The sequence below is a fragment of the Brucella ciceri genome, assembly GCF_041930145.1.
Classification (GTDB): domain Bacteria; phylum Pseudomonadota; class Alphaproteobacteria; order Rhizobiales; family Rhizobiaceae; genus Brucella; species Brucella intermedia.
Window position 1 is genome coordinate 269,427 of the sequence record NZ_JBHEEV010000003.1, and the last position, 22,102, is coordinate 291,528.

The following is a 22,102-nucleotide window of genomic DNA, read 5'->3' on the forward strand; positions in this document are numbered from 1 at the left end:
CCCGGCTCTCAGGCGGGCAGGTCACGCTTCGCCCAGTCGCTGGTGTCCCGGTCGCGAAGTGCGGCAATGTTGGCGACGCCCTCGCGTTTCACCACCGCCGACAGGCCACGCACGATTTCGGCGGGCAGGTTCGGTCCGCGATAGATGAGGCCTGTATAAAGCTGGACCAGATCGGCACCGGCCTTGATCTTTGTCAGCGCCGTTTCAGCGCTATCCACGCCGCCGACGCCGATCAATGGCATATCGGGGCCGACACGCTCGCGCATCTTGGCAAGGACGATGGTGGAGCGCTCGAAAAGCGGTACGCCGGAAAGCCCGCCTGTTTCATCGCGGTTGTCCGCGCTTTTCAATCCGGCGCGTGAAAGCGTCGTGTTGGATATGATGATGCCATCGAGCTTCTGTTCGGTTGCCTCGGCCGCGATGTCGTCCAGTTCTTCATCGGCCAGATCGGGGGCGATCTTCAGAAAAACCGGACGCTTCAGCGTGCACATCTTGCCTTCTTCGTTGCGCGCTTCCAACACGCGGCTCAACAGTTCACGCAGACTGTCGCGGGCCTGAAGGCTGCGCAGGCCCGGCGTGTTGGGCGAAGAAATATTGACGGTGAAGTAGCGCGCCAGCTGATAGAAGCGACGGATACCCGCAACATAATCGGCAATGCGGTCTTCGGCATCCTTGTTGGCGCCGATATTGACGCCCACGATACCGCTCTTGCCGGCGCGTTGCGACAGGCGCTTAAACGCAGCATCATGGCCTTCATTGTTGAAGCCCAGCCGATTGATAACGGCCCTGTCATCCACGAGCCGAAAAATGCGCGGACGCGGATTGCCGCTTTGCGGGCGCGGCGTGATGGTGCCGATTTCCGTGAAGCCGAAACCGAGCTTCAACAGGGCGTCCGGCACTTCGGCATTCTTGTCGTAGCCCGCTGCCATGCCGAGCGGATTTGGAAACTGCAATCCCGCAACCTTGACGGAAAGCGCCGGATCGTTCGGCGCACCGCAGGTCACGAGACCTGTCTTCAGGCCAGCGATGGAAAGACCATGTGCCTGTTCTGCATCGAAGGCGAAAAGGGCGCGTCGACCGAGAGTTTCAAAAAGCCCGCTCATTAACTTTCCAGCTCCGGAAAAATGTGAAGACCATCGTCGCCCAACGGCAGGGGGTCAACCTTCAAAACGGCTGCAAGCGGCAGCGTGCCGTAGAGATGAGGAAAAAGGGCCCCGCCGCGTGAAACTTCAAACTTCAATGCCGCGCCGAGCGCAGAAGCATTCACACTGATCAGAAGCAGATCCCGCTGGCCCGCAAAATGTTTAGCTGCCGTTTCCCGCACCTGTGTTCCAGTAGAGAAATGGATATAGCCGTCGGCAATATCAACTGGAGCCCCGGTAAAATTACCAGCCTGTTCTGCCTGCGCCCAAAGCCCGCGCGGAGCGATCTTATAGATGATCTCATTGGTCATGGGTGCTCTCTAGACCGAATTTCTTCGGAAATCAAAGTCCCGCATGTTCGATTTTCGTCGTAAACGTCCCATATGATGGGGACACCTCAAAGAGAAGCTGAAGGGAATAGCCTTATGTTGAACAGAAAGACATTGATGGTCCGCAATCTGGCTGCTGTTGCTGTTCTTGGTTCAGCGCTTGCCCCGGCCAATGCGCTGGCGCAGGAAAACGGGCGTTATCGGCTGGAAGGGACGGAAAACGGCTATGTCCGTCTGGACACCCGAACCGGCGCGATATCCACCTGCGTGGAGCAGCAGGGACAACTCGTCTGCAAGATGGCGGCCGAAGATCGCGAGGCTTATGAGAACGATATTGCCAGCCTGCAGGATCGCGTGAAGAAGCTTGAGGACAAGGTCTCCGCTCTTGAAGGGCAAGGCGGAAGTAGTGCTTCGGGCTTGCCGACGGAGCAGGAGTTTGAGCAATCCATGAGCTATATGGAACGGTTCATGCGGCGCTTTATGGACATCGCGAAGAGTTTCGACAGCGAGCCGGAAAAGCCGGACAATGGAACCCTTCCGGGCGGACGGACCTGACAGCAAGGAAAAAGGCGCCGCACGGCGCCTTTTCATTGAGCATTTCCAGCAAATGTGAGTGCGTTTCGCCCTATTGCGCGAAACGCTTTGTCGCCTCTATCAATTCGTGGGTGATACCGGGTTCCGTAACGGCGTGTCCGGCGTCCTCGACGATTTTGAGATCGGCTTCAGGCCACATCTTCTTCAACTGCCAGGCATTGATGAACGGCGTGCAGACATCATAGCGGCCATGCACGATCACACCGGGAATATGCCGGATGCGGTCGACGTTCCGCAGAAGCTGGTCGTCGGAATCGAGGAAGCCACGGTTCTGGAAATAGTGGCATTCGATACGCGCAAAAGCGATGGCGTACTGGTCTTCACCGAAGGCATCGACACGCGCCGGATCGGGCAGAAGCGAAATGATCGAGCCTTCCCAGCGCGCCCAACGTCGGGCCGCTTCAAGCTGCACCTGCGGGTTGCGATCGGTGAGGCGCTTGTAATAGGCAGCGATCATATCGCCGCGCTCTCCTTCCGGTATATGCTCCTGATAGGCCTCGAAATGATCAGGGAAGAGAATGCTCGCGCCGTTGGAATAGGTCCAGTCGACTTCGAAACGGCGAACCATGAAGATACCGCGAAGAACAAGTTCCGCGACCCGATCCGGATGGGATTGCGCGTAGGCAAGGCCGAGGGTCGCTCCCCACGAGCCGCCGAACACCTGCCACTTGTCGATGCCGAGATGCGCGCGAATATGCTCCATGTCCGCCACAAGGTCCCAAGTCGTGTTTTCGCGCAGTTCCGCATGCGGGGTGGAACGGCCGCATCCACGCTGGTCGAACAGGATTATGCGATAGCGCTCCGGGTCATGCAGGCGACGCATCGTCGGCGTGATTCCACCGCCGGGGCCGCCATGGATCATGATGACCGGCTTGCCGTCCGGGTTGCCGCATTGCTCGACATGGATTCGATGCAGCGAAGAGACCTGCAGCATCTCTTCCTTGAACGGTTGGATTTCGGGATAAAGCGTATTGCGCGTCATGAAATGCCTTTTGGTCCCCCCATTTCGCTGGTCGGGCCGCTCTTATGTTACTTTCAGCGCATAACCTAACATACAATGCGGCCAGATGGCGGCAATGAGTAATGCGAAAACGGATTAGCAACGTGAATTTTGGTTGCCCGAGCCAAAAAACGGCATAAAACGGAGTGATTGGCTGATTGGCCTGCACCGCGAGGGGAGGAGACCTGAAACAATGGCGCGCGAGGCACATGCATTTTATCATCGCTGACGATCATCCGCTTTTCCGGGGGGCATTGAGACAGGTCCTTTCCGGACAGTCGCAAAGCGTGGAAATCATCGAAGTTGGCGATTTCGACGCCGTAAAGAAACTGGTCGGCGAGCGAGAGGATATCGACCTTCTGCTGTTGGATCTGACGATGCCGGGCGGTACTGGGCTTTCCGGCCTGGTGACGTTGAAGGCCTTGCAGCCCGCACTTCCAATCATCATCGTTTCGGCAACCGACGATGCGGCGACGATCCGTCATGCGGTCGAGCTCGGTGCCTCTGGGTTCATTTCGAAATCCGCCAGCATGGAAACCATCGGCGAGGCCGTGAGCACCGTTCTGGCTGGCGATATCTGGACGCCCGCCGACATTGAACTGGATCATGCGCACGACCCGGAAATCGAGGCGCTCATCGCGCGGTTGCGCACATTGACGCCGCAGCAGACGCGCGTGCTGACCATGTTGGCGGAGGGGCTGTTGAACAAGCAGATCGCCTATGAGCTTGGCGTGTCGGAAGCCACGGTCAAGGCGCATGTTTCGGCAGTGCTGCAGAAACTCGGGGTCGATAGCCGCACACAGGCGGTCATTCTCCTGTCGCGCATCGGCAATGATGCGCTGAATACGGACTAGAGCACGTCTCCCGAAACTGGGAGACAATTGGATAGAGCATTTGGGAGGCTCAATTTAAACAGGAAATGTTCCGGACAACCCGTTACTGAGCGGCATTCTGCGCCGATGCATTGTCCTGCCTCGCATGATGAAAATGCGATAGCAGCGAGCGAAGCGCGGCGGGACGAAGCGGCTTGTGCAAGACAGTGACGTTTTCATCCTCAGCGCGTTGGCGTACTTCCTTGGAGCGATCGGCTGTCAGGAGGATGGCCGGTATTTCGGTCTGGAACGTTTCGCGGGCAAAACCGATCATATCGAGGCCGTTTTCGTTCAGCAGATGATAATCCGCGACGATCACGTCCGGCGGGCGGGAATGGTCGGTGCAGTATGATTTCAGCGCAGTTCCGCTGCGCAGTGTCGCAACCTGGCACCCCCATCCATGAAGCAGCGTTTCCATTCCCGACAGGATGCTGGCGTCATTGTCGATGCAGAGAACGTCTAGCCCCGTCAGTTCCAGCGCCCGTTGCAGCCCGCGACGGTTCTTCACTTCGTCAGCGGGCACCTTTTCCTGCGAGACAGGAATGCGCAGGGTGAACATCGTCCCCTTGCCGGGCGTTGAAGCCAGCGCGAGCGGCAGCGACAAGAGCCTGGCGATGCGGTCAACGATGGAAAGGCCAAGGCCAAGGCCTTCCGCTTCCCGCATTCCCTCATCGAGCCGGGTGAACTCGCGGAAGACGAGTTTCAGCTTTTGCGGAGGAATGCCGATTCCGGTATCGAGCACCTGCAACTCCACAAAGGAACCGCGGCGGCGGACGCCGAGCAAGATACCGCCCTTGCGGCTATACTTGATCGAATTGGAGACGAGGTTCTGGATCAGGCGCCGCAGCATGTTGCGATCGGTCTTGACCACGATGCTTGACGGGACAACGCGCAGTTTCAGCCCCTTGGCAGCTGCAAGCGGTGTGAAGTCGGTTGCAATCTGGCTCATCAGTTTGTCGAGACGAAATACCGAGAGTTCGGGTTTGAGCGATCCGGTGTCCAGCCGTGAAATATCCAGCACCATACCGAGAATGGCTTCCACGGCTTCCAGTGAGGAGTCGATATTGCGTGCGAATTCGCTGGTTTCGGAACGCCCCAGTCTTTCGGCAAGCGCGGTACTGTACAGTCTTGCCGCGTTAAGCGGTTGCAGAATGTCGTGCCCGGCAGCCGCAAGAAATCGTGTCTTCCCCTGATTGGCTTCTTCCGCTGCGGCTTGCGCCTTGGCAAGCTGCTGGTTGACGCGGGTCAGTTCCGCCGTGCGATCCGCCACGCGCTGCTCCAGCATCTCAGCCGCCTTCTGGCGCGTGACATCCGCTTCGACCGCCGCCGTGATATCGGTATATGTCGCGACGATGCCCCCATCAGGCATGGGATTGGACTGGATTTCCAGCACCTTGCCGGTGGATTTCATATTGATGCGCCATGGACGGCGCACAGCCGCGAGCGAGCGTATGGCGCTGTTCTGGCCGGTGAAAGATATGTCGCCGCGACGATGCAGCTGTTCCACGATTTCGGAAACGGGTATCCCGACCTGCATCACCTCATCGGGAAGATCGAAAAGCATGCGGAACTGCCGGTTCCAGCAGGTGAGCCTCAAGTCCTTGTCGAAAACCGTGATGCCCTGTTCCATCTGGTCGAGCGCGGTTTGCAGCAGGTCGCGGTTTTGCTGCAAGGCCGTTGAAGCATCGTCCAGGAGTTGTCGCGCATCGCGGCCGGACGCATCGCCCTTTTGCAACAGCAGTGACAGGACAAGACGCGCCGATGCAGAGCCGACTGCCGTACCAAGCAGTTGCTCCGCATGGCGGATCAAAGGCGTATCGACGGTCATGCCGGGATCAAGTCGCCGCTGTTCCCTTCCTTCAAAACGAAGAAAAGCGCGCTCCACGCGTTCGGCGCCGAGATAGCGCGCCATGGTTGCCTTCAGTTCGGCGACGGTGACAGTCGTGCGAAAGCGCTTCAGGGTCGGTGTGCCGATCACATAACGCGGCAGGAAAATGCTGGCCTGAATGCGTTCCAGCGGCGTCGAGGCGCGCGAAAGGGAACCAAGAACGTAGAAAAGCGTATTGGCCGCAAGGCTCCACACCACGCCGTTGGTCAGGGGTAGCGCATTGGTTCCAAAAAGCGCCTCCGGGCGCAACGCGGTGAACCCGAGAAAACCATCGCGCAAAATGGCGGCATTTTCCGGCGCCATGGTGGGCAGCAGCAAAGTGTAGGCCCAGACCAGAAAGCCGGTCGAAAGACCCAGCATCGCACCGCGTCCGTTGGCATTGCGCCAGAACAGCCCGCCAATGAAGGCAGGCACGAATTGGGCAATCGCAGCAAAGGAAACGAAACCGATCGAAGCCAGGTGGATATTGTTGGAGGTGAAGCGATAATAGGCAAACGCCAGCGCCAGAATGCCAATAATGGTGAGGCGGCGGGTGTTCAGAATGATTTTGGTCAGGTCGCGCTGTTCTGCTGCCTGTTGCTTGGCCAGCCGCCGTATGAAAAGCGGCAGCACCAGATGATTGGAAATCATGATCGAAAGCGCGACGCAGGCGACGATGACCATCGCGGTTGCCGCCGACAACCCGCCGAGAAAGGCCACGAGGGCAAGCCAGTGAGCACCAGCAGCCAGCGGCAGGGCCAGAACATACAGGTCTCCGCTGACATTGCCTCCGAGTGTCATCACGCCGATCAGCGCGATGGGAAACACGAAGATATTGATGAGCACCAGATAAACCGGGAAGAGCCACGAGGCGGTTCGCAGTTCCTTTTCACTCCGGCTTTCCACCACCGTTACGTGAAATTGGCGCGGCAGCATGATGATGGCCGCGGCGCTGAGTGCGCTTTGCACGATCCATGTGCCGATGGACGTTTGATAGTGAAACGCTTCCAGCGCCTCCGGCGACTGGGATATCTGGTTGATCAGTTGTGACGGAGCGCCGAACAGGAAGAAAGTGCAGGCAAAACCGACGGTCAGGAAGGCGCAGAGCTTGATGACCGATTCCAGGGCCACCGCCAGAATGAGACCGTTCTGGTGCTCGGTGGCGTCGGTATGGCGCGTGCCGAAGAGAATCGCAAAGACGGCAAGCACGGCGGCGACGGGCAGGGAAATATCGCCGAATATGAATACTGACGGATCGACGGCCGATCCGTAATGTTCCATGACGAGCCCGACACTCCCGGAAACGGCTTTGAGCTGGAGCGCGATGTAGGGAATCGAGCCGACGGCTGCGATGCAGGTCGCCAGTGACGCGACACCAAAGCTTTTGCCGTAGCGGGCAGCGAGAAAATCGGCGATCGATGTGATGTGTTCGGATTTCGCCAGTCGAACGATATGCCGCAGCAAACGGTTGCCGAGCGTGAAGACGAGAATGGGGCCGATATAGATGCCGAGAAATTCAAGGCCGCGCTGCGCCGACAAGCCGACAGAACCGAAAAACGTCCAGGATGTGCAGTAGACGGCCAGGCTGAGCGCGTAGATATATGGGCGCGGGGCACTGTTCCAGCGCGACGTGCGCCGGTCGCCGATGCTGGCTACCGCAAAGAGCAGCAGCAGATACAAAAAGGCGGCGCCAATAATACCCCAGCCCTGCATAGCCGGCTTGTTCCCTCACTCCTCGATCACAAATGACGCAAGCACTTTCAGTGCGCTCGCGCAAGATTATTGATCAAAAACAGTGCGTTTCTGCCGCTTTATCTTTTCTTTGGTAATTTTCGTCTACAAACTGACGGTGTGATCCTGAAAGTGCAGGGCCCTTTTCAGGACTGCGTTTGAAATGACAAAGCGCTTTCGGTTCCACTTGTGGAAAACGGCTTTGCCATCCACTGCCAGTTTTTCTGGTGCCCAGGTTGATTTGACGAACGCCACCGCGGCAGGACGGCCCAAGCGGTCCGCGTTCGTGAGGGAGACAGCAATGCTCAAGGAATTCAAGGAATTCGCCCTGAAGGGCAATATGGTCGATCTGGCCATCGGTGTTATCATCGGCGGGGCGTTCGGCGGCCTCGTCAACTCCATCGTCAATGACATCATCATGCCGATCATCGGTCTGCTGACAAATGGCGTAGACTTTTCGAACATGTTCATACAGCTGGCAGGTGAACCCAAGACCACGCTGGCAGCTGCCCGTGAAGCCGGTGCGACCATCGCCTACGGCAACTTCATCACTCTTCTCATCAACTTCCTTATCATCGCATGGGTATTGTTCCTGGTGGTGAAAGGAATGAACCGCATGAAGAAGAAGGAAGAAGCAAAGCCGGAACCGGAAGCACCGCGCGAAGAGGTTCTGCTGACCGAAATCCGCGATCTTCTGGCAAAGCAGAAAGCCTGATTGACCAGGAACTGATGGATGAAACGGGGCCTTTTGGCCCCGTTTTCTTTTGATCCATAAATGCGTTTGATCGGACCATCACAAAAAGCCGCGTGATTTCGCTACCGGGCCTTGATAAGCACGAAGTCAAAATCCAGATCCAACGCGGGGAAATCATGACGCTCATCGCCAATCTTCGTCGGGAAGCAGCCCAGTCACCGGAAAGCGGGATTGTGGCGGTCGCCAATCATGGGCGCGGACGCGAAGGACTTATTCCGCTGTGGGTAGGCGAGGGCGATCTTTCTACGCCGGATTTCATTCGTGCCGCGGCCCAGAAAGGCATTTCTGACGGCGAGACCTTCTATACCTGGCAGGCAGGCATACCGGAGTTGCGGGAAGCGCTGGCTCGCTATCATGCGCGGCATTTTCCACTGGCTCTAAAGCCCGAGAATTTCTATGTCACCGGTTCGGGCATGCATGCCATCGAAATGGCGCTGACAGCAACCGTTGGAGCAGGTGAAGAAGCGATCTATCTCTCCCCGGCCTGGCCCAATTTTGTCGGTGCGGCTGGGCTTGCTGGCGTCACGCCGGTCCCGGTCGAACTGGAATTCGGGGACAACGGCTGGATACTTGATCCGGAGAAGATTGCAGCCGCCATCACATCCCGCACAAAGGCCCTATTCGTCAATACCCCATCCAATCCTACCGGCTGGACGGCGGATCGGGAAACTTTGCAATTCATTCTTGATCTGGCGCGCAAACAGGGCCTGTGGATCATCGCCGACGAGATTTATACCCACTTCTATTATGGCGGCGGTCGTGCTCCCTCCTTCATGGATATTATGGAGCCGGATGACCGCATCATCTTTGTCAATTCCTTCTCCAAAAACTGGGCGATGACGGGCTGGCGTATTGGTTGGATGACTGTGCATCCGTCGCTGGGGCCGGTTATTGAAAACCTGATCCAGTATTCGAATTCGGGCGTTGCGCAATTCATGCAGCGTGGTGCCGTTACGGCTCTCGATGAGGGCGACGCCTTCATTTCGATGCAGGTCGAGCGTGCCCGTTCCACGCGCGATAGCCTGTGCGCCGCGCTATTGGCGACGGGCAAGGTTCGCCTCACTCCTCCACAGGGTGCATTTTATCTGTTCTTCGGCGTGGATGGCGTCGGGGATTCGGTCAAGGCAGCTATCGACATGGTGGACAATGCCAATGTTGGCCTGGCGCCAGGCAGCGCATTTGGCCTTGGTGGCGAAGGGTTCTTCCGCCTTTGCTTCTGCCGCGACCCAGAACAGGTGGAAGAGGCCGCAAGGCGGCTTGTGCACTGGATCGAAAAGCGTTGAACTCATCGCTTCCCGGTTGAAGGGCGGGGGCTGCGGCCTGCCGCCACCTTCATCAGGCGCTGGAAGGTCGGGCACTCCATATGGCTTTTAGCGGGACAGGTCGCTGCGTGGCGCAGCCCATCTCGAAGTGCCGCAAGATGGGCGATTGTACGGTCGAGATCATCCGCCTTCGCGGACAGGGTTTCGCGACTGATCGAAACCTGGCCGTCGGGGCCGAACATCCTCGCAATGTCATCGAGCGAAAAGCCAGCCGCCTGTCCGAGGGCGATCAGGGATAGCTTGGTCACAACGCCGGGATCAAAAACGCGGCGCAAGCCCCGTCGGCTGTGTGACGCGATCAGCCCCCTTTCTTCATAGTATCGCAGGGTTGATGCGGGAATGCCTGTCACTTTCGCAACTTCAGCAATGTCCATATCTTTCATATTGACCTCAAGTCGGCTTTAACTTGTATGGTCCGCCTTTTCAATGATCCACGCAAGTGGAAAGGAAAGGTAAATGCTTGTTTTGCAGATCGTTTTCATCGGAGTGGGAGCGACACTCATAACGGATATCTGGACGATGGCGAGAGCGCGGCTGTTCGGCGTTGCGAGCCTGGATTATGGGCTGGTGGGACGCTGGTTCGGTCATATGCTGGAAGGGCGCTTCGTGCACGAGCGGATCACCGCCAGCCCGCCGGTTCGAGGAGAGAAGCTTCTTGGCTGGGGCGTTCATTACGCCATCGGCGTGCTGTTTGCGGCTGGTCTGGTTGCTGCTGGCGGGCTTGAGTGGATGGCATCGCCGAAGCTCCTGCCCGCGCTTGCCTACGGATTGTTGACCGTTGCTGCTCCATTCCTTGTCATGCAGCCCGGCATGGGGGCGGGGATCGCCGCACGAAAGACGCCGAAGCCCTGGTCTGCCCGGGGATGGAGTATAGTGACGCATCTGTGGTTCGGAGCGGGGCTCTATCTTGCGGCTCTCGCGGCCAAGCTCATCTTCTGAGACAGGAAAAAGGCCGGTTGAACCGGCCTTTTGTTCCAATGATCCTGCTTGTCAGCCGCCGGCCTTGGAGACCATCAGCGGAATGATCCGCTCGGAACTGGCAGGCTGCGAGACAGTGGGTTCGGCGTAGGGGATGCCGAGCGTGTTCCACACTTCCAGAAGTGCCTCCTTGAGACCGTCGATCAAGGCGTCATCATGCAGGGGCGACGGCGTGATGCGCAATCTTTCGGTGCCGCGCGGAACGGTCGGATAGTTGATCGGCTGGATATAGATGCCATGCACTTCTAGCAGGCGGTCGCTGGCCTTTTTGCAAAGCTCTGGATCGCCGACCAGAATGGGCACGATGTGGGTTTCCGACGACATGACGGGCAAACCGGCGGCCGAAAGTACATCCTTGGCGCGCCGGGCCTGACGTTGCTGGCCGTCGCGCTCCACCTGCGAGGTCTTCAGGTGCCGGATCGCAGCCGTCGCTGCTGCAGCGACTGCCGGGGGCAGGGAAGTGGTGAAGATGAAGCCCGGTGCGTAGGAGCGCACCGCATCGACAATCGCACGCGAGCCGGTAATGTAACCGCCGAGCGCGCCGAAAGCCTTGGCAAGCGTGCCCTCGATGATATCGATGCGATGTGCAAGGCCATCGCGTTCGGTAATGCCGCCGCCGCGTGCGCCATACATGCCGACCGCATGAACTTCATCGATATAGGTCATGGCATTATATTTATCGGCCAGATCGGCGATCTTCTCGATCGGCGCGATATCGCCGTCCATGGAATAGACGGATTCGAACACGATCAGCTTTGCGCGCGCAGGATCGGCAGCCTTCAACAGCTGTTCCAGATGCTCGACGTCATTGTGACGAAAAATCTTCTTCTCCGCACCCGAGCGGCGCACGCCTTCGATCATCGAAGCATGGTTCAACTCGTCAGACAGGATCAGGCAGTTCGGCAGCAATCGGGCAATCGTGGAAATCGAGGCTTCGTTGGAGACAAAGCCCGATGTGAAAACGAGTCCTGCTTCCTTGCCGTGCAAATCAGCGAGTTCGTTTTCCAGTTCGACGAGCGGGTGATTATTGCCGGAAATATTGCGCGTTCCGCCGGAACCTGAGCCAGCATTACCTGCTGTGTCGCACATAGCCTTGATGACATCGGCATGGTGGCCCATGCCAAGATAGTCATTCGAACACCAGACGGTGATTTCGCGGGCAGTGCCATTGTTGCGCCAGATAGCTCGGGGGAAACGTCCGACAATACGTTCAAGATCTGCAAAAACGCGGTAACGCTTCTCGGCGTGCAACTGGTCGATCGCTTCTTCGAAAAAACGGCGATAGTCCATAATGCGCTCCTTAGTCTGTGCCCTAACTAGCGCTTTTGGCACTTGCCGTCCATGGCGCATTGATGGGCAATTTGCCACGTTTGAATGAAGCAGCATTGATTGAAATCAAGCAAGTAGGCTCGACACTGGCAATAATGACAACCATTGTTCATCACGAACCATATCGGAATATCGCGCAGAGTGATTGGTTTCGACGCAGGGTTGCTTGAATAAGTAGCCAAAAATCGCCAGCTGTTTCCAGCATCCAACACAAAACGCGGCATTTGCATGAAATCAACGCGCTCGGCGATGAACTATCCAGCCTCAAAAACTGGCGATTGGAACGCCTATTGGGGCGCTTCCCCGATGCGACATTTGCGATTGCTATGGCGTCATCTGCAGCTTTCGGTTCCAAACCGAAAAAACAAGGCAAATCTTGTCGCCACAGCTGGAAGCTTCCAGACTTTGAAGCCCGATGATCTGCCGCTCGTTTGCGTGGTGCGCAATGCAGCAGCCTACATCAAATCCTTTTTGCGCTATTATCGCGAGATGGGTATTACGCGCTTCATCGTCGTTGACGACCGGTCCGACGATGGGACGGCTGAAATATTATCCAGCGCCCCTGATGTGGATCTGTACTTCTCGAGCATTCGTTATGCAGAGGCCGACCGCGGCCGTGTCTGGCGCGATGCTTTGTTCAATCTGTATGGGCGCGGACGCTGGTATCTGTCTGTCGATGCCGATGAGTTCTTCGTGTTTCCAAGAATGGAGCAGCGGAATATCCGCTCGTTTATCGAGGAACTGGAGCAGAATGGAATTCGCCGATGCCTGGCACCGATGATCGATATGTATCCTGGCGGTTTGCTGCGCGAAGGGGTTTTTGTTGATGATGGGACCAGATATCCGTTCGAGGTGTCCTCACATTTCGATGGCGACGGCTATACGGTGACGCCGGAAAAATTTGGCGTAGCTGTGCGCGGTGGACCGCGTTTGCGCCTGTTCGGACGCAGCATGCGCCTTTCAAAATTCCCGCTGATTTGGGTCGACGGGAAAACGGATTATCGCCGAGGCAGCATTCACGGGCCGGGACCGTGTTTCCGTAATTTTCTACCCGCTACCGGGGCTCTTCTCCATTATCGGTTTTCATCGCTCTCGGTCAGCGAATTCAAACGTATCGCCTCGGAAAAGAGCCATGCGGGCGGGGCCGAGCATTACAGGGCAATCGTTGAAAACGAGCGTTTTTCGGATGACCTGTCACTCGTTTACGAAGGCTCGTTGCAATACACAGGCCCTGCCGGTCTCGTTGAACGTGGCTTCATGGCCGATTTGCGAGATATAAAGCCGGCGGCGGGACCGAAGTGCCGCATTAGCGCGTAAAGGTCTTACGCAGGAACTGCAGCAACATATCATTGCGCCTGATCGTAAGGCGTGGAATGCCGAACGGATCGTCAGTTGGTCTTGCGCGGCGTTTTTCCGTCGTCGTCGCGTTTGTATAACCTGCCGCTTCGACGATCTTGCGTGTCGCTGCGTTTTCTCCACCGTAAGGATAGGCGAAAGACGTGACTTCGCTGCCGAGCACGTCCTCGATCCTTGTCCGCGATTGGTGAATCTGCGCTATGGCATCCTTTTCGCTCGCGTCTGGAAGGAAGATATGGTCGAGCGTATGCGAACCAACTTCATGCCCGAGCTCTGCCCATTCTCGCAATTCCGCAACGCTCATGCAGGTGGCGCGTGCAACGCCGATCTTCTGATCCCAAAGATTGAAACCACCAATCTGGTTGGCGACGAAATAGTTTGTGGCGGTGAAGCCGAACTCCTGCAACACGGGCAGGGCGTTGCGGAAGACGTTCTCGAAACCATCGTCAAAGGTGATGACAGCAACTTTGCCCTGCTTTTTGCCGTAGATGTAAGGCAGTGCGTCTCGCACCGACAGGCCGCGATAACCCAGCCTTTTCAGCCACGCCATCTGCTGGCGAAAGCGATCCGGATGGACGATCATGCTGCGATAGGGGGCGCGGTGCGTCGGCGGCACGTCTATCTGGTGATAAAGAAGAATCGGAACGGGCACGAGAACCTCAAACAGCTGCGCGCGAGCGCGATTTTATCTTCCAGCGATAGAGCGGGCGCAAGATTTCACGCTTCAGCTTGTCTGGCAGGGAACGCGATTTCTGGATCGTACTGCCGCCCAGCTGCACCGATATTTCTTTCACGCCGCCCGGAAGGACGGACAGTGGTTTCAGCCCGGTTACCCAGTTCATTTGCGCGGTGGTGTCTACAGGGCGGTCGAAGACTTCGGTTGCCGAGAGCAGCCGTTGCGCGGCTTCCCGCCCGACAAGCTGCGCCACCATGCCGAGGCCGACCGGCACCGGCTCGATGATGCGCGCACCTTCCGTCGTCAGCACCACCCGGCCGCTTTCCCGCTCGCGAAAGGGAAAGCGGATAAAACTGTCGGCTTTGAGAAGCTGGCATGCGGCGGAATAGGCTGCGGCAAATTCCGGCGTCAGTTCCACATCATCTTCCAGCACCAGGCCTGCCTCCAACCCTTGATCGACAATAGCCTGCCAGGCCTTCCGGTGCGAAAGGAAACAGGCAATTTCATTGGTGCTGAGTTGAAATGGATAGCGGGGCTTGTGTGCCGACCGCCGATAGACACGGCTGATCGTTTGCGCATCGAGCGTGCGGCCGTCGACAGCGTTGACGACGTCTGTTTCAATCGGCAGCTTTCGAATAAGCTCTTCGACCTGGGGCTGGCGGTCGGTGGCGCGCTCCAGATGGATGATGAAAGCCTTGACGGCCCTCTGCGGGCCGTCACTCGCGGTAATGTCAGGACGCGTTTCGTTCATGGTCCCTATTTACCTTGGAACACATGGAAAAGCTCCAGGAATTTTGCAGATCAGACAGGCTGCCAGCCTGGTTCGACACGATCGGCTTCCGCCCGCCACAAATCGGCGTAGTCGACATTCTGCCAGTCCTTGAACCACGGCCCGCCGCGCGTGTAATGGACGACTTTCGGCAGTCCGGTTTCCGGCTTCTCGTTCCAGCCTTCAAGCCAGTTGTAATCCGTCGGCAACGCACCGATTTCATCATCGGCAGCCCACTGCATACGGTGCAGATAGGCCCCGCTTTCGCGGTTGACCAGTTCGGGCGTCAGTTTGCGTGTCGAAGGATGCTCGCAGTTGAACAGCATGCAGGAAGACCAGTTCTTGCGCGGATAGCTGGTCTGCACCTTGCCATCCATCTTCACGCTGTCTTTGGGCTGATAATCGTGCTGAACGCAATAAACGGCTTTCGAGGGATCGTTATAGGATTGAAGGCCAGCAATATCGCCGAGGAAAAGGAAGTCGCAATCGCAAAAAAGTGCCCAGCCCTTGTAGCCCGCAAGCCATGGCGTGAAAAAACGCGAATAGGTAAACTCAGTCGACGCCAGGGGGTCGACTTCTCGCGTGTAGGCTCCCTGTTCCACAAGATCCTGCAGCTTGATCGGCACGATTTCCAACGGAATAGAAGAATGTTTCAACGCCGATGCTTTGGCGACGTCGTATGCGATGGGCTCGCGAGAATCCCATCCGATGAAAATGCGCAACGGTTCACTCATTCATATGCTCCTTTAAAGCGATTGCCTCGTGATCGTTCTCACGCCTTCTGCCGAAAATTATAGGTATGTGCAGCGTCATTGAAGAAGGCTGATACGCCCGGACTCGACCTTTTGCTCAACCCAGCTGCGCTCATCCCCCCAGGTGTGACGTTTCCATCCTTCCCAGGTGAAGCCGCAGATTTTCACGTCCCAGCTTTCCTGCGGGCACTTTTCGAGCATGTACCAGATGCCAAAAAAACCAGTACTTGGAAAGACTTTGCTTATGTTCTCTTCGGTTACGCCCAGCTCTTTGCACCCGGCCAGATAGAACTGGGGCGGCATGATCCGGATTTCCTTGCCGGCAGAACCGACAACCTCAACGGTCTGCATGGTCCAGTCACCGCGCCGTCCCTTGAGGCGGGAAAGGAAATTCGGGCGGGGGTGATATTTGCGGATGATACTGGGATGATAGGCCAGCATCACTTCCTTGGCGGCCTTGAAGGTGGGTGTCTGTACGAAGCCCGGATCGCGCAGACGCCGCTGCATGGGCTTGCTGGAGGTTGCCAGCATCAGGAGATCCGTCCGGGTGCCACTCATGCCGATTGATTGTTTGGGTTCATTGAAACGGACAACAAAATCCGCTGCATCCACTTCGGCAGACAGATCGCGCGGCAAAGGCGCGTTGCCGACGATGATCAAGGTCTTTTTCATGCACTCCAACTCAAAATAGAACGAACCACGGCCGACTGTGAAATAGCGGGCATCTCTAAACCAGAATTACATAATGAATGCGATATTTGGAGACTATTTCTCGGAAGAAATTGAAATCCGGTGGAAATGCTGGGATTTCGCTGCGATCACGGCTGCCATGCAGGAAATGCACTTCTCAAACGGCACAGGAAGGCGGAAGCTCACACTCGGGAGGAAGATAAAAAAGGGGATACCACAATGAATCTTCGTACCCACTTCCATCGCTGGATGCAATATCGCGAAAACGTTCGCGAACTCAGCGGCTGCACAGACCGCGAGCTTTCCGATCTGGGGCTTTCCCGTACAGATATTCATCGCGTTGCTCGCGAAGCCGCTTTCGCGTGAACAAGTCAGGGTCGTTGTTCTTTTGGAAACGCGACCCTGAACCGATCCGCAGGAAACCTCCGAAACTTACACATCGCCCGGTTTCTTGAAACGGATGTGAATGTTGTCACTTGCGAGGTCGAAGCCAGCATAGTTACGCTGAAAGGCAATGAGCGCATCGTTGACGCCCTTTGAATAATCGTCTTCCTGCACGTCGATATGGTGCCGGTAGAGTATCCTGTCGTCCTTATAGAATATAACCTGACCTTCCATCATAGCCTCCTTCTGATGACGCGCAGAGCAGAAATCCGTCGGCGGTTTCAGGCGTCATGCGCTTTGAAACGGGTGGGTAGAGCAATATTCTACACACGGGCCTATGGCTGAAGGGGTGCCGAAGGCACTTATCCAGTCGGTATGTCTATCTGAGATAGGCGATATGGCGGGTGTTTCAAGATGATGCAGCGCCGGTTCGGGCTTTGCTGAGCTCGAGCCATGCCCGAGCGGCGTGAGACAGGAATGCACCTTTTCGCCAGATCAACGCCAGATGCCAGCTCACGTCCGCGCCTTTGATCTTGTGAATGCGCACGCCGGGGTGATGCCGCTGTTCCGCGATCATTTTCGGCAGAAAGCCGATCCCCATGCCCGCTGCCACCAGTTCAACGATGAAGTCGATCTGGCTGGAACGGACCGCCACGTTCGGAGAGAACCCATGCGAACGACATGCATCAAGGATGATATGATTGAGGGCAAAGCCGCTCTCGAAAAGAATGAAAGGCAGGCTGGCGATATCGCGCAGCGAAACGCCATCGCCTTGTGCCTTCGCGTGATCGGTCGGGAGCAGCGCCACAACCGGTTCGCATCGCACATCCTGCCATTCGAAACTGTCTCCAACCGGCAGAAGCGAAGCCGCGAGTTCCACATCGCCCGCCAGCAGCAGTTCCTCCAGCCTTCTGCTGCCGTGCTCGACCAGTTGAATGTCGATCTGCGGATAAAGCTTCGTATAGGCTGCGAAAACGGGCGCAAAAAGCACGCTGGAGCCGATGGGCGGCAGCCCGAGCCTCAGGAGGCCGCGCTTGAGGCCGCGCAGTTCATTGAGTTCGGCCAACATGTCGTCCTTTTCCGCCAGCATCGCGAGCGCGCGACGGAAAACGATCTCGCCTGCCGCAGTGAGCCGCGAGGGCGAAACTTCACGATCAAGCAGGACCAGCCCCAATTCGTCCTCAAGCTGCCTCACCGCCTTGCTGACGGTCGATTGGGTCGCGTTGATGGCTTTTGCGGCAGCGGAAAAGCCGCCCTGCCGCACCACTTCGACAAATGCCTGGAAGCTGCGCAAATTCATGAGCCATTCTATTACGGAATAGCTGTAATGAAATCAATTCATTTCTAGAATAGCACCTCCCAGCCTATATTCATCGATGAAAATGCCTCGGTTCCTATTGGAAAAGCACATGAACGCCCACAGCCTCCTGATCCGGTTTCGTTACGCATTGCATCACAGCCGCCTGATGCAGATTGCGACGCTGGTTGGCTTCTGGCTGGCGGGTGAGTTCTTCGTTCGCCTGGTCGGCCTCCCGCTTCCCGGTGGCATTGTCGGCATGGCGCTGGTGCTGGCTCTCCTTCTGAGCGGGCGCATCAGCCTCTTCAGCATGAAGCGCGGAGCGGAGTGGTTTCTGGCGGAGATGCTGCTCTTCTTCGTTCCTGCGGTTCTTGCGGTCCTTGAGCATCAGGAGTTGATAGGCCTGCTTGGCCTCAAGATCATGGCCGTGATTTTGCTGGGCACATTGACGGTGATGAGCGTCACCGCATTGACGGTCGACCTCTGCTACCGGTGGAGCCTGCGTTATGTCGCTAAGTAACCCGCTTGTAGCGACGCTTTTCTGGTCCGCCGCAACGATCCTGCTTTATCTCGCGGCCAAGCGCGTCTATCGCCGTTTTCCCCAGTGGTGGCTGACGCCGCTTGCCGTCACGCCCCTGTTGCTGATGGCGCTCGTCATCGGGCTCAACCAGAACTATCGCGGCTATTTCAGCGCCACCCACTGGCTGGTCGCACTGTTGGGACCTGCAACTGTTGCCTTTGCAATTCCGATCTATCAGCAGCGTGCCACGATCCGCCGCTATTGGCCGGTGCTTCTCGCAGGGGTGGTGGTTGGAAGTTCGTCGGCAATGGCTTCCGCATGGGGTCTGGCACATCTGTTGGGACTCAACGAAGCTATCAGCCTCAGCCTGATGCCCCGCTCGATGAGTACGCCATTTGCGATGACGGTTTCTGGCGACATTGGCGGCACGCCGGATCTGACTGCCATCTTTGTGGTGCTCACCGGCGTGTTTGGCGCGGCGATGGGCGAAGTCATGCTCAACTGGCTGCCCATCCGCTCGGCGCTGGCACGCGGAGCCCTTTTCGGCATGGGGGCCCACGGCGCCGGTGTTGCGAAGGCGCATCAGATCGGCAGCGAGGAAGGTTCCATTGCGGGGCTGGTCATGGTGCTTGTAGGGCTGGTGAATGTGCTGGCCGCGCCTCTGATCGCTCACTTTCTATAAGTGCCCGGAAACCGGCGTTTTATCTGCGTGAGCGTTTTCGTAAAAACAATTGGTTAGAGTGATTTTGAACGGACCTGTGAAAACAGAACCGCTCCAGCGGGCCTGCCTTTTTCTTGAGCGTCAACGTCTTTGCATAACTGATATGCATTAATGGTCGTTGCTGCTGAGGGAGGTGCCGGGTAAACATCTCTTCATCGAGTTCACTCCTCCTCCCAGAACTCGATAAGGAATACGGCACTCCTCCTCCCAAGCCGTATTCAAGATCAGGCCGCGCATCCTCCTCCCGCGCGGCCTTTTTCTTTTTCAGCTCCCCTATTTGTTCTGATGCGTTGACAATGCGTAACCGCGCAAGCCCATAGGCAAGCCGCGGCCTCTACTCTATTTCTGGTCCAGGTTCTGAAATCGGGAAGAAGCGTCCATGACAAGCGGCATCCACCACATCACCCTCATCACCAGAAAAGTGCAGGCGAATGTCGATTTCTACGTCGGCTTTCTGGGGTTGCGCATCGTCAAGCAGACGGGTGGATTCGAGGATGCCGAGCAGCTCCACCTGTTCTACGGGGATCGTACCGGCACACCTGGATCGCTGGTCACGTTTCTGGTTTGGGAGGATGGCTCCCGGGGCCGCGTCGGTCATGGACAGGTTGGCGAGATTGCGCTGGCTATAGATCGAACTGCCATCGGTTTCTGGCTGGAACGCGCGCTGCGCTATCATGTGCCGTCCGAAGGGCCGGTGCAGGAATTCGGCGAACCGGTCCTGCGCCTGCGCGATCCTGACGGAGTGATCGTGAAGCTGGTCGGCTGCGATCTTGCGGCCAATGATGCCTGGGAAAGCGAGGGCATACCGGCCGCTTTCGCGGTCAGGCGCTTGCGGGCCGCGACCGTCCTGTCCGAAACCCCGGAGCAGACTGCCCGTTTCATCGAGCGTCATTTCGGTTTCCGATCCGTGGCGAAAGAAGGCACGATAGAGCGTCTCTTGTCGGATTCGGGCGACGCCATCGATGTGCGCGACGCAGGCGGCTTCTGGCCGGGCATTCCGGGTACGGGCATCGCCGACCATGTTGCTTTTCGTGCCGCTGACGCGGGTGAAGTGGAAAGGGCGGAGAAGGAGCTTTCAAAGCTCAATTCCAGTGCCGTCAATGTGCACGACCGCAAATATTTCACTTCGCTCTATGTGCGCGAACCGGCCGGAACGCTGTTCGAATTTGCAACCGATGCGCCGGGCTTCACGATAGACGAGCCGGTTGAAGAACTGGGGAAATTTCTGTTCGTGCCGCCGGGCAATGAGGAAAAGGCGGATGCGATCCGGGTACGGATGCCGCAATTCGCTCTGCCGGGCGAGGAGCGAGTGATCTACCGCGACCTGCCTTTCATTCACCGGATACACCAGCCGGAAGATGCCGATGGCAGCACGCTGGTGCTCCTGCACGGCACTGGCGGAAACGAAAATGACCTGATGCCCTTCGCCCGTAAGGTGGCGCCGCGCGCAACCCTTCTAGGCGTGCGTGGACGCAGCACGGAAGAGGGTATCCAGCGCTGGTTCCGCCGCTTTGACCTCAAGCGGTTCGATCAGGCCGACATCCGGTTTGAAGCCGAAGCATTCCAGGCTTTCGTGGAGGGAGCCGTTGCTGCCTATGGCATCGATCCGGGCCGGACGGCATTCATCGGGAACTCCAACGGCGCCAATCTGCTGGCCGCATTCATGCGCCTGCATCCGCACGTGGTTCGCACGGCGATCCTTCTGCGCGGGCAGGAAGTTCTGGAAGAACAGCCCGAAGGGGCGGATTTGTCCGATGCTTCGGTGCTTCTGATGAAAGGTGCTTCCGATCCTTTTGGCGACGAGGCCGGAACGCTGGAAAAAGTCCTGCGAGAAGATGGAGCGGCGCTTGCCGTCAGCACGGTTGCAGCGGGCCATGCGCTCATCGATGAAGATATCCGCATCGCAAGCGACTGGCTTCGAGACAAGATATAAGTAAAAGGGCTGCGGAGAGTTCCGCAGCCCTTTTTATATTAATCAAGCGGTTTCAGGTTTCGCTCGATAGCTTCACGCTTTCCTTCAAGGAAAGGCGGAAGCGACAGGCTTTCGCCAAGGCTTTCCAGTGGTTCGTCAACCGCGAAGCCGGGGCCGTCCGTGGCGATTTCAAACAGGATGCCGTTCGGCTCGCGGAAGTAGAGTGAGCGGAAATAATAGCGCTCCACCTCGCCGCTTGACGGCATGCGAACGGACCGCAGGCGCTCGACCCATTCCTGCATGCTTTCCTGATCCGGTGTGCGAAATGCGACGTGATGTACGGCGCCTGCACCCTGCCACGCGGTCGGCAGATTTGGCTGTACGGCCACATGCAACTCTGCAGCGGGGCCGCCCGGTCCCATCGAGAAGACATGGACATGGCCTTCGCCATCGGGTGAAGCATAGTCGCCGGTCTGACGCATGTTCATCACTTTTTCCAGGATGATCTGGGTCGGCGCCAATTCGGGAACACTGAGCGTGATCGGACCGAGCCCCCTGATCTGCCTTTCCACGGGAACCGGGCTTCGTGCCCAGCTATGCGCTTCACCCGCGCCACCGTCATCGGTCAGGCGCAGCCGCTGCCCCTCGGGGTCCTCGAAGTCGAGAACGGCGCGTCCCGCAGCTTCGAAAATGTCGCCCGTCTGGACGCCCTTCTCAGTCAGATGCTTTCGCCACCATTCAAGACTTTCGACCCCGTTCACGCGCAAGCCGGTGCGGGCGACGCTATTGGTGCCGCGCTGTTCGCGCTGTACCGGCCAGTCGAAAAAGGTGATGTCGGTACCGGGCGAAGCCAGCCCGTCCGCATAGAACAGGTGATAGGCGCTGGTGTCGTCCTGATTGACGGTCTTCTTGACGAGCCGAAGCCCGAGCGTGTCGGTGTAGAAGCGCCGGTTGCCGGGCGCATCGGCGGTAATGGCTGTCAGATGGTGCAGCCCTGTCAGTTCCAATGCCATATGTGTGCCTCCTTCAGAAACGGAGTTGCTGTTGGCGGATATATCGGGCAGGGCTGACTGCGGGGAAAGTATCAGCTGTTGAACAGTGTGTAAC

The 22,102-nt window shown here is 57.6% G+C and carries 23 protein-coding genes; 10 read left to right on the top strand and 13 right to left on the bottom strand.

Translation table 11 applies throughout. The features are described 5' to 3' along the window. Positions 1-8: 8 nt before the first annotated feature. Complete coding sequence (locus JNC63_RS07600; protein ID WP_063881831.1) at positions 9-1,103, bottom strand: quinone-dependent dihydroorotate dehydrogenase; 1,095 nt, start codon at positions 1,101-1,103, stop codon at positions 9-11. Next, positions 1,103-1,453, bottom strand: a complete 351-nt coding sequence (locus JNC63_RS07605) for a DUF952 domain-containing protein (RefSeq protein ID WP_063881833.1) — start codon at positions 1,451-1,453, stop codon at positions 1,103-1,105. Before JNC63_RS07605 ends, JNC63_RS07600 begins: the two co-directional genes overlap by 1 nt. Positions 1,454-1,567: 114 nt before the next feature. On the opposite strand from JNC63_RS07605, the gene JNC63_RS07610 reads away from it, so the two are divergent. Beyond that, entirely contained in the window at positions 1,568-2,026 is a 459-nt protein-coding gene (locus JNC63_RS07610) for a hypothetical protein (RefSeq protein ID WP_063881835.1), read from the top strand. A gap of 70 nt (positions 2,027-2,096) precedes the next feature. Here the strand turns inward: JNC63_RS07610 and pip are convergent, their stop codons facing one another. Next, positions 2,097-3,047 carry a prolyl aminopeptidase gene (pip, locus tag JNC63_RS07615; RefSeq protein ID WP_063881837.1) on the bottom strand — a complete coding sequence of 317 codons (951 nt, stop codon included), beginning with the start codon at positions 3,045-3,047 and terminating at the stop codon, positions 2,097-2,099. A gap of 227 nt (positions 3,048-3,274) precedes the next feature. On the opposite strand from pip, the gene JNC63_RS07620 reads away from it, so the two are divergent. After that, positions 3,275-3,919 (top strand): response regulator transcription factor, encoded by a 645-nt coding sequence (locus tag JNC63_RS07620; RefSeq protein ID WP_021586247.1) that lies wholly within the window; start codon positions 3,275-3,277, stop codon positions 3,917-3,919. An 82-nt stretch (positions 3,920-4,001) separates the two neighbouring features. On the opposite strand, the gene JNC63_RS07625 is transcribed toward JNC63_RS07620, so the two are convergent. Beyond that, positions 4,002-7,517: a PAS domain-containing hybrid sensor histidine kinase/response regulator gene (locus JNC63_RS07625; RefSeq protein WP_063881838.1), complete on the bottom strand. Its 3,516-nt coding sequence runs from the start codon at positions 7,515-7,517 to the stop codon at positions 4,002-4,004. 319 nt (positions 7,518-7,836) lie between these two features. Here JNC63_RS07625 and mscL point away from each other — a divergent pair, with 319 nt between their 5' ends. Both mscL and JNC63_RS07635 read left to right on the top strand, forming a co-directional pair. After that, positions 7,837-8,250, top strand: coding sequence for a large conductance mechanosensitive channel protein MscL (gene mscL, locus JNC63_RS07630; RefSeq protein ID WP_063881840.1), 414 nt, complete (start codon positions 7,837-7,839; stop codon positions 8,248-8,250). A gap of 155 nt (positions 8,251-8,405) precedes the next feature. Continuing rightward, on the top strand, positions 8,406-9,572 hold the full coding sequence (locus JNC63_RS07635) for a pyridoxal phosphate-dependent aminotransferase (protein ID WP_063881842.1): 1,167 nt from the start codon (positions 8,406-8,408) through the stop codon (positions 9,570-9,572). 2 nt (positions 9,573-9,574) lie between these two features. Here JNC63_RS07635 and JNC63_RS07640 read toward each other — a convergent pair whose 3' ends face one another. Beyond that, a complete protein-coding gene (locus JNC63_RS07640) occupies positions 9,575-9,994 on the bottom strand; it encodes a helix-turn-helix domain-containing protein (protein WP_063881844.1) in 420 nt (139 codons plus the stop codon). A gap of 73 nt (positions 9,995-10,067) precedes the next feature. On the opposite strand from JNC63_RS07640, the gene JNC63_RS07645 reads away from it, so the two are divergent. After that, positions 10,068-10,550, top strand: coding sequence for a DUF2938 domain-containing protein (locus tag JNC63_RS07645; protein WP_063881846.1), 483 nt, complete (start codon positions 10,068-10,070; stop codon positions 10,548-10,550). Between the two features lie 51 nt (positions 10,551-10,601). Here the strand turns inward: JNC63_RS07645 and hemA are convergent, their stop codons facing one another. After that, a complete protein-coding gene (gene hemA, locus JNC63_RS07650; protein WP_021586241.1) occupies positions 10,602-11,879 on the bottom strand; it encodes a 5-aminolevulinate synthase in 1,278 nt (425 codons plus the stop codon). 267 nt (positions 11,880-12,146) lie between these two features. On the opposite strand from hemA, the gene JNC63_RS07655 reads away from it, so the two are divergent. Beyond that, positions 12,147-13,235 (top strand): glycosyltransferase family 2 protein, encoded by a 1,089-nt coding sequence (locus JNC63_RS07655; RefSeq protein WP_063881848.1) that lies wholly within the window; start codon positions 12,147-12,149, stop codon positions 13,233-13,235. Here the strand turns inward: JNC63_RS07655 and JNC63_RS07660 are convergent. From JNC63_RS07660 to JNC63_RS07675, 4 genes are all read right to left on the bottom strand, one after another. Further along, positions 13,225-13,926, bottom strand: a complete 702-nt coding sequence (locus tag JNC63_RS07660) for a polysaccharide deacetylase family protein (protein ID WP_100648085.1) — start codon at positions 13,924-13,926, stop codon at positions 13,225-13,227. The genes JNC63_RS07655 and JNC63_RS07660 overlap by 11 nt on opposite strands. Before the next feature lie 7 nt (positions 13,927-13,933). Beyond that, entirely contained in the window at positions 13,934-14,701 is a 768-nt protein-coding gene (locus JNC63_RS07665) for a glycosyltransferase family 25 protein (RefSeq protein WP_063881852.1), read from the bottom strand. A 50-nt stretch (positions 14,702-14,751) separates the two neighbouring features. Then, the gene (locus JNC63_RS07670) at positions 14,752-15,453 is read right to left on the bottom strand and encodes a hypothetical protein (RefSeq protein ID WP_006466070.1); all 702 of its coding nucleotides are present in this window, start codon (positions 15,451-15,453) and stop codon (positions 14,752-14,754) included. Positions 15,454-15,528: 75 nt separating this feature from the next. Then, complete coding sequence (locus JNC63_RS07675; RefSeq protein WP_374846200.1) at positions 15,529-16,143, bottom strand: glycosyltransferase family 29 protein; 615 nt, start codon at positions 16,141-16,143, stop codon at positions 15,529-15,531. A 237-nt stretch (positions 16,144-16,380) separates the two neighbouring features. On the opposite strand from JNC63_RS07675, the gene JNC63_RS07680 reads away from it, so the two are divergent. Beyond that, a complete protein-coding gene (locus JNC63_RS07680; protein ID WP_022568352.1) occupies positions 16,381-16,527 on the top strand; it encodes a DUF1127 domain-containing protein in 147 nt (48 codons plus the stop codon). Positions 16,528-16,593: 66 nt separating this feature from the next. Here the strand turns inward: JNC63_RS07680 and JNC63_RS07685 are convergent, their stop codons facing one another. Beyond that, entirely contained in the window at positions 16,594-16,779 is a 186-nt protein-coding gene (locus JNC63_RS07685; RefSeq protein ID WP_021586234.1) for a hypothetical protein, read from the bottom strand. A 175-nt stretch (positions 16,780-16,954) separates the two neighbouring features. Further along, a complete protein-coding gene (locus JNC63_RS07690; protein ID WP_121991183.1) occupies positions 16,955-17,845 on the bottom strand; it encodes a LysR family transcriptional regulator in 891 nt (296 codons plus the stop codon). A gap of 109 nt (positions 17,846-17,954) precedes the next feature. Between JNC63_RS07690 and JNC63_RS07695 the strand changes: the two genes are divergently transcribed. The 3 genes from JNC63_RS07695 (at position 17,955) to JNC63_RS07705 (ending at position 21,016) form a co-directional block, all read left to right on the top strand. Beyond that, positions 17,955-18,362, top strand: coding sequence for a CidA/LrgA family protein (locus JNC63_RS07695; protein WP_006466075.1), 408 nt, complete (start codon positions 17,955-17,957; stop codon positions 18,360-18,362). Then, the gene (locus tag JNC63_RS07700; RefSeq protein WP_151601919.1) at positions 18,349-19,044 is read left to right on the top strand and encodes an LrgB family protein; all 696 of its coding nucleotides are present in this window, start codon (positions 18,349-18,351) and stop codon (positions 19,042-19,044) included. The genes JNC63_RS07695 and JNC63_RS07700 overlap by 14 nt, the downstream gene beginning before the upstream one ends. 418 nt (positions 19,045-19,462) lie before the next feature. Continuing rightward, a complete protein-coding gene (locus tag JNC63_RS07705; protein WP_113342090.1) occupies positions 19,463-21,016 on the top strand; it encodes a VOC family protein in 1,554 nt (517 codons plus the stop codon). 38 nt (positions 21,017-21,054) lie between these two features. On the opposite strand, the gene JNC63_RS07710 is transcribed toward JNC63_RS07705, so the two are convergent. Then, positions 21,055-22,008, bottom strand: coding sequence for a ring-cleaving dioxygenase (locus JNC63_RS07710; RefSeq protein ID WP_113342091.1), 954 nt, complete (start codon positions 22,006-22,008; stop codon positions 21,055-21,057). Positions 22,009-22,102 lie beyond the last annotated feature (94 nt).

Coding starts and splice junctions, on each gene's coding strand:
- JNC63_RS07685 (WP_021586234.1), bottom strand. CDS start 16,779: ATGGAAGGTCAGGTTATATTCTATAAGGACGACAGGATACTCTACCGG.
- JNC63_RS07670 (WP_006466070.1), bottom strand. CDS start 15,453: ATGAGTGAACCGTTGCGCATTTTCATCGGATGGGATTCTCGCGAGCCC.
- JNC63_RS07705 (WP_113342090.1), top strand. CDS start 19,463: ATGACAAGCGGCATCCACCACATCACCCTCATCACCAGAAAAGTGCAG.
- JNC63_RS07600 (WP_063881831.1), bottom strand. CDS start 1,103: ATGAGCGGGCTTTTTGAAACTCTCGGTCGACGCGCCCTTTTCGCCTTC.
- JNC63_RS07665 (WP_063881852.1), bottom strand. CDS start 14,701: ATGAACGAAACGCGTCCTGACATTACCGCGAGTGACGGCCCGCAGAGG.
- JNC63_RS07710 (WP_113342091.1), bottom strand. CDS start 22,008: ATGGCATTGGAACTGACAGGGCTGCACCATCTGACAGCCATTACCGCC.
- JNC63_RS07680 (WP_022568352.1), top strand. CDS start 16,381: ATGAATCTTCGTACCCACTTCCATCGCTGGATGCAATATCGCGAAAAC.
- JNC63_RS07675 (WP_374846200.1), bottom strand. CDS start 16,143: ATGAAAAAGACCTTGATCATCGTCGGCAACGCGCCTTTGCCGCGCGAT.
- JNC63_RS07690 (WP_121991183.1), bottom strand. CDS start 17,845: ATGAATTTGCGCAGCTTCCAGGCATTTGTCGAAGTGGTGCGGCAGGGC.
- JNC63_RS07610 (WP_063881835.1), top strand. CDS start 1,568: ATGTTGAACAGAAAGACATTGATGGTCCGCAATCTGGCTGCTGTTGCT.
- JNC63_RS07645 (WP_063881846.1), top strand. CDS start 10,068: ATGCTTGTTTTGCAGATCGTTTTCATCGGAGTGGGAGCGACACTCATA.
- JNC63_RS07635 (WP_063881842.1), top strand. CDS start 8,406: ATGACGCTCATCGCCAATCTTCGTCGGGAAGCAGCCCAGTCACCGGAA.
- JNC63_RS07605 (WP_063881833.1), bottom strand. CDS start 1,453: ATGACCAATGAGATCATCTATAAGATCGCTCCGCGCGGGCTTTGGGCG.
- JNC63_RS07625 (WP_063881838.1), bottom strand. CDS start 7,517: ATGCAGGGCTGGGGTATTATTGGCGCCGCCTTTTTGTATCTGCTGCTG.
- JNC63_RS07640 (WP_063881844.1), bottom strand. CDS start 9,994: ATGAAAGATATGGACATTGCTGAAGTTGCGAAAGTGACAGGCATTCCC.
- JNC63_RS07700 (WP_151601919.1), top strand. CDS start 18,349: ATGTCGCTAAGTAACCCGCTTGTAGCGACGCTTTTCTGGTCCGCCGCA.
- JNC63_RS07620 (WP_021586247.1), top strand. CDS start 3,275: ATGCATTTTATCATCGCTGACGATCATCCGCTTTTCCGGGGGGCATTG.
- mscL (WP_063881840.1), top strand. CDS start 7,837: ATGCTCAAGGAATTCAAGGAATTCGCCCTGAAGGGCAATATGGTCGAT.
- hemA (WP_021586241.1), bottom strand. CDS start 11,879: ATGGACTATCGCCGTTTTTTCGAAGAAGCGATCGACCAGTTGCACGCC.
- JNC63_RS07655 (WP_063881848.1), top strand. CDS start 12,147: ATGAAATCAACGCGCTCGGCGATGAACTATCCAGCCTCAAAAACTGGC.
- pip (WP_063881837.1), bottom strand. CDS start 3,047: ATGACGCGCAATACGCTTTATCCCGAAATCCAACCGTTCAAGGAAGAG.
- JNC63_RS07695 (WP_006466075.1), top strand. CDS start 17,955: ATGAACGCCCACAGCCTCCTGATCCGGTTTCGTTACGCATTGCATCAC.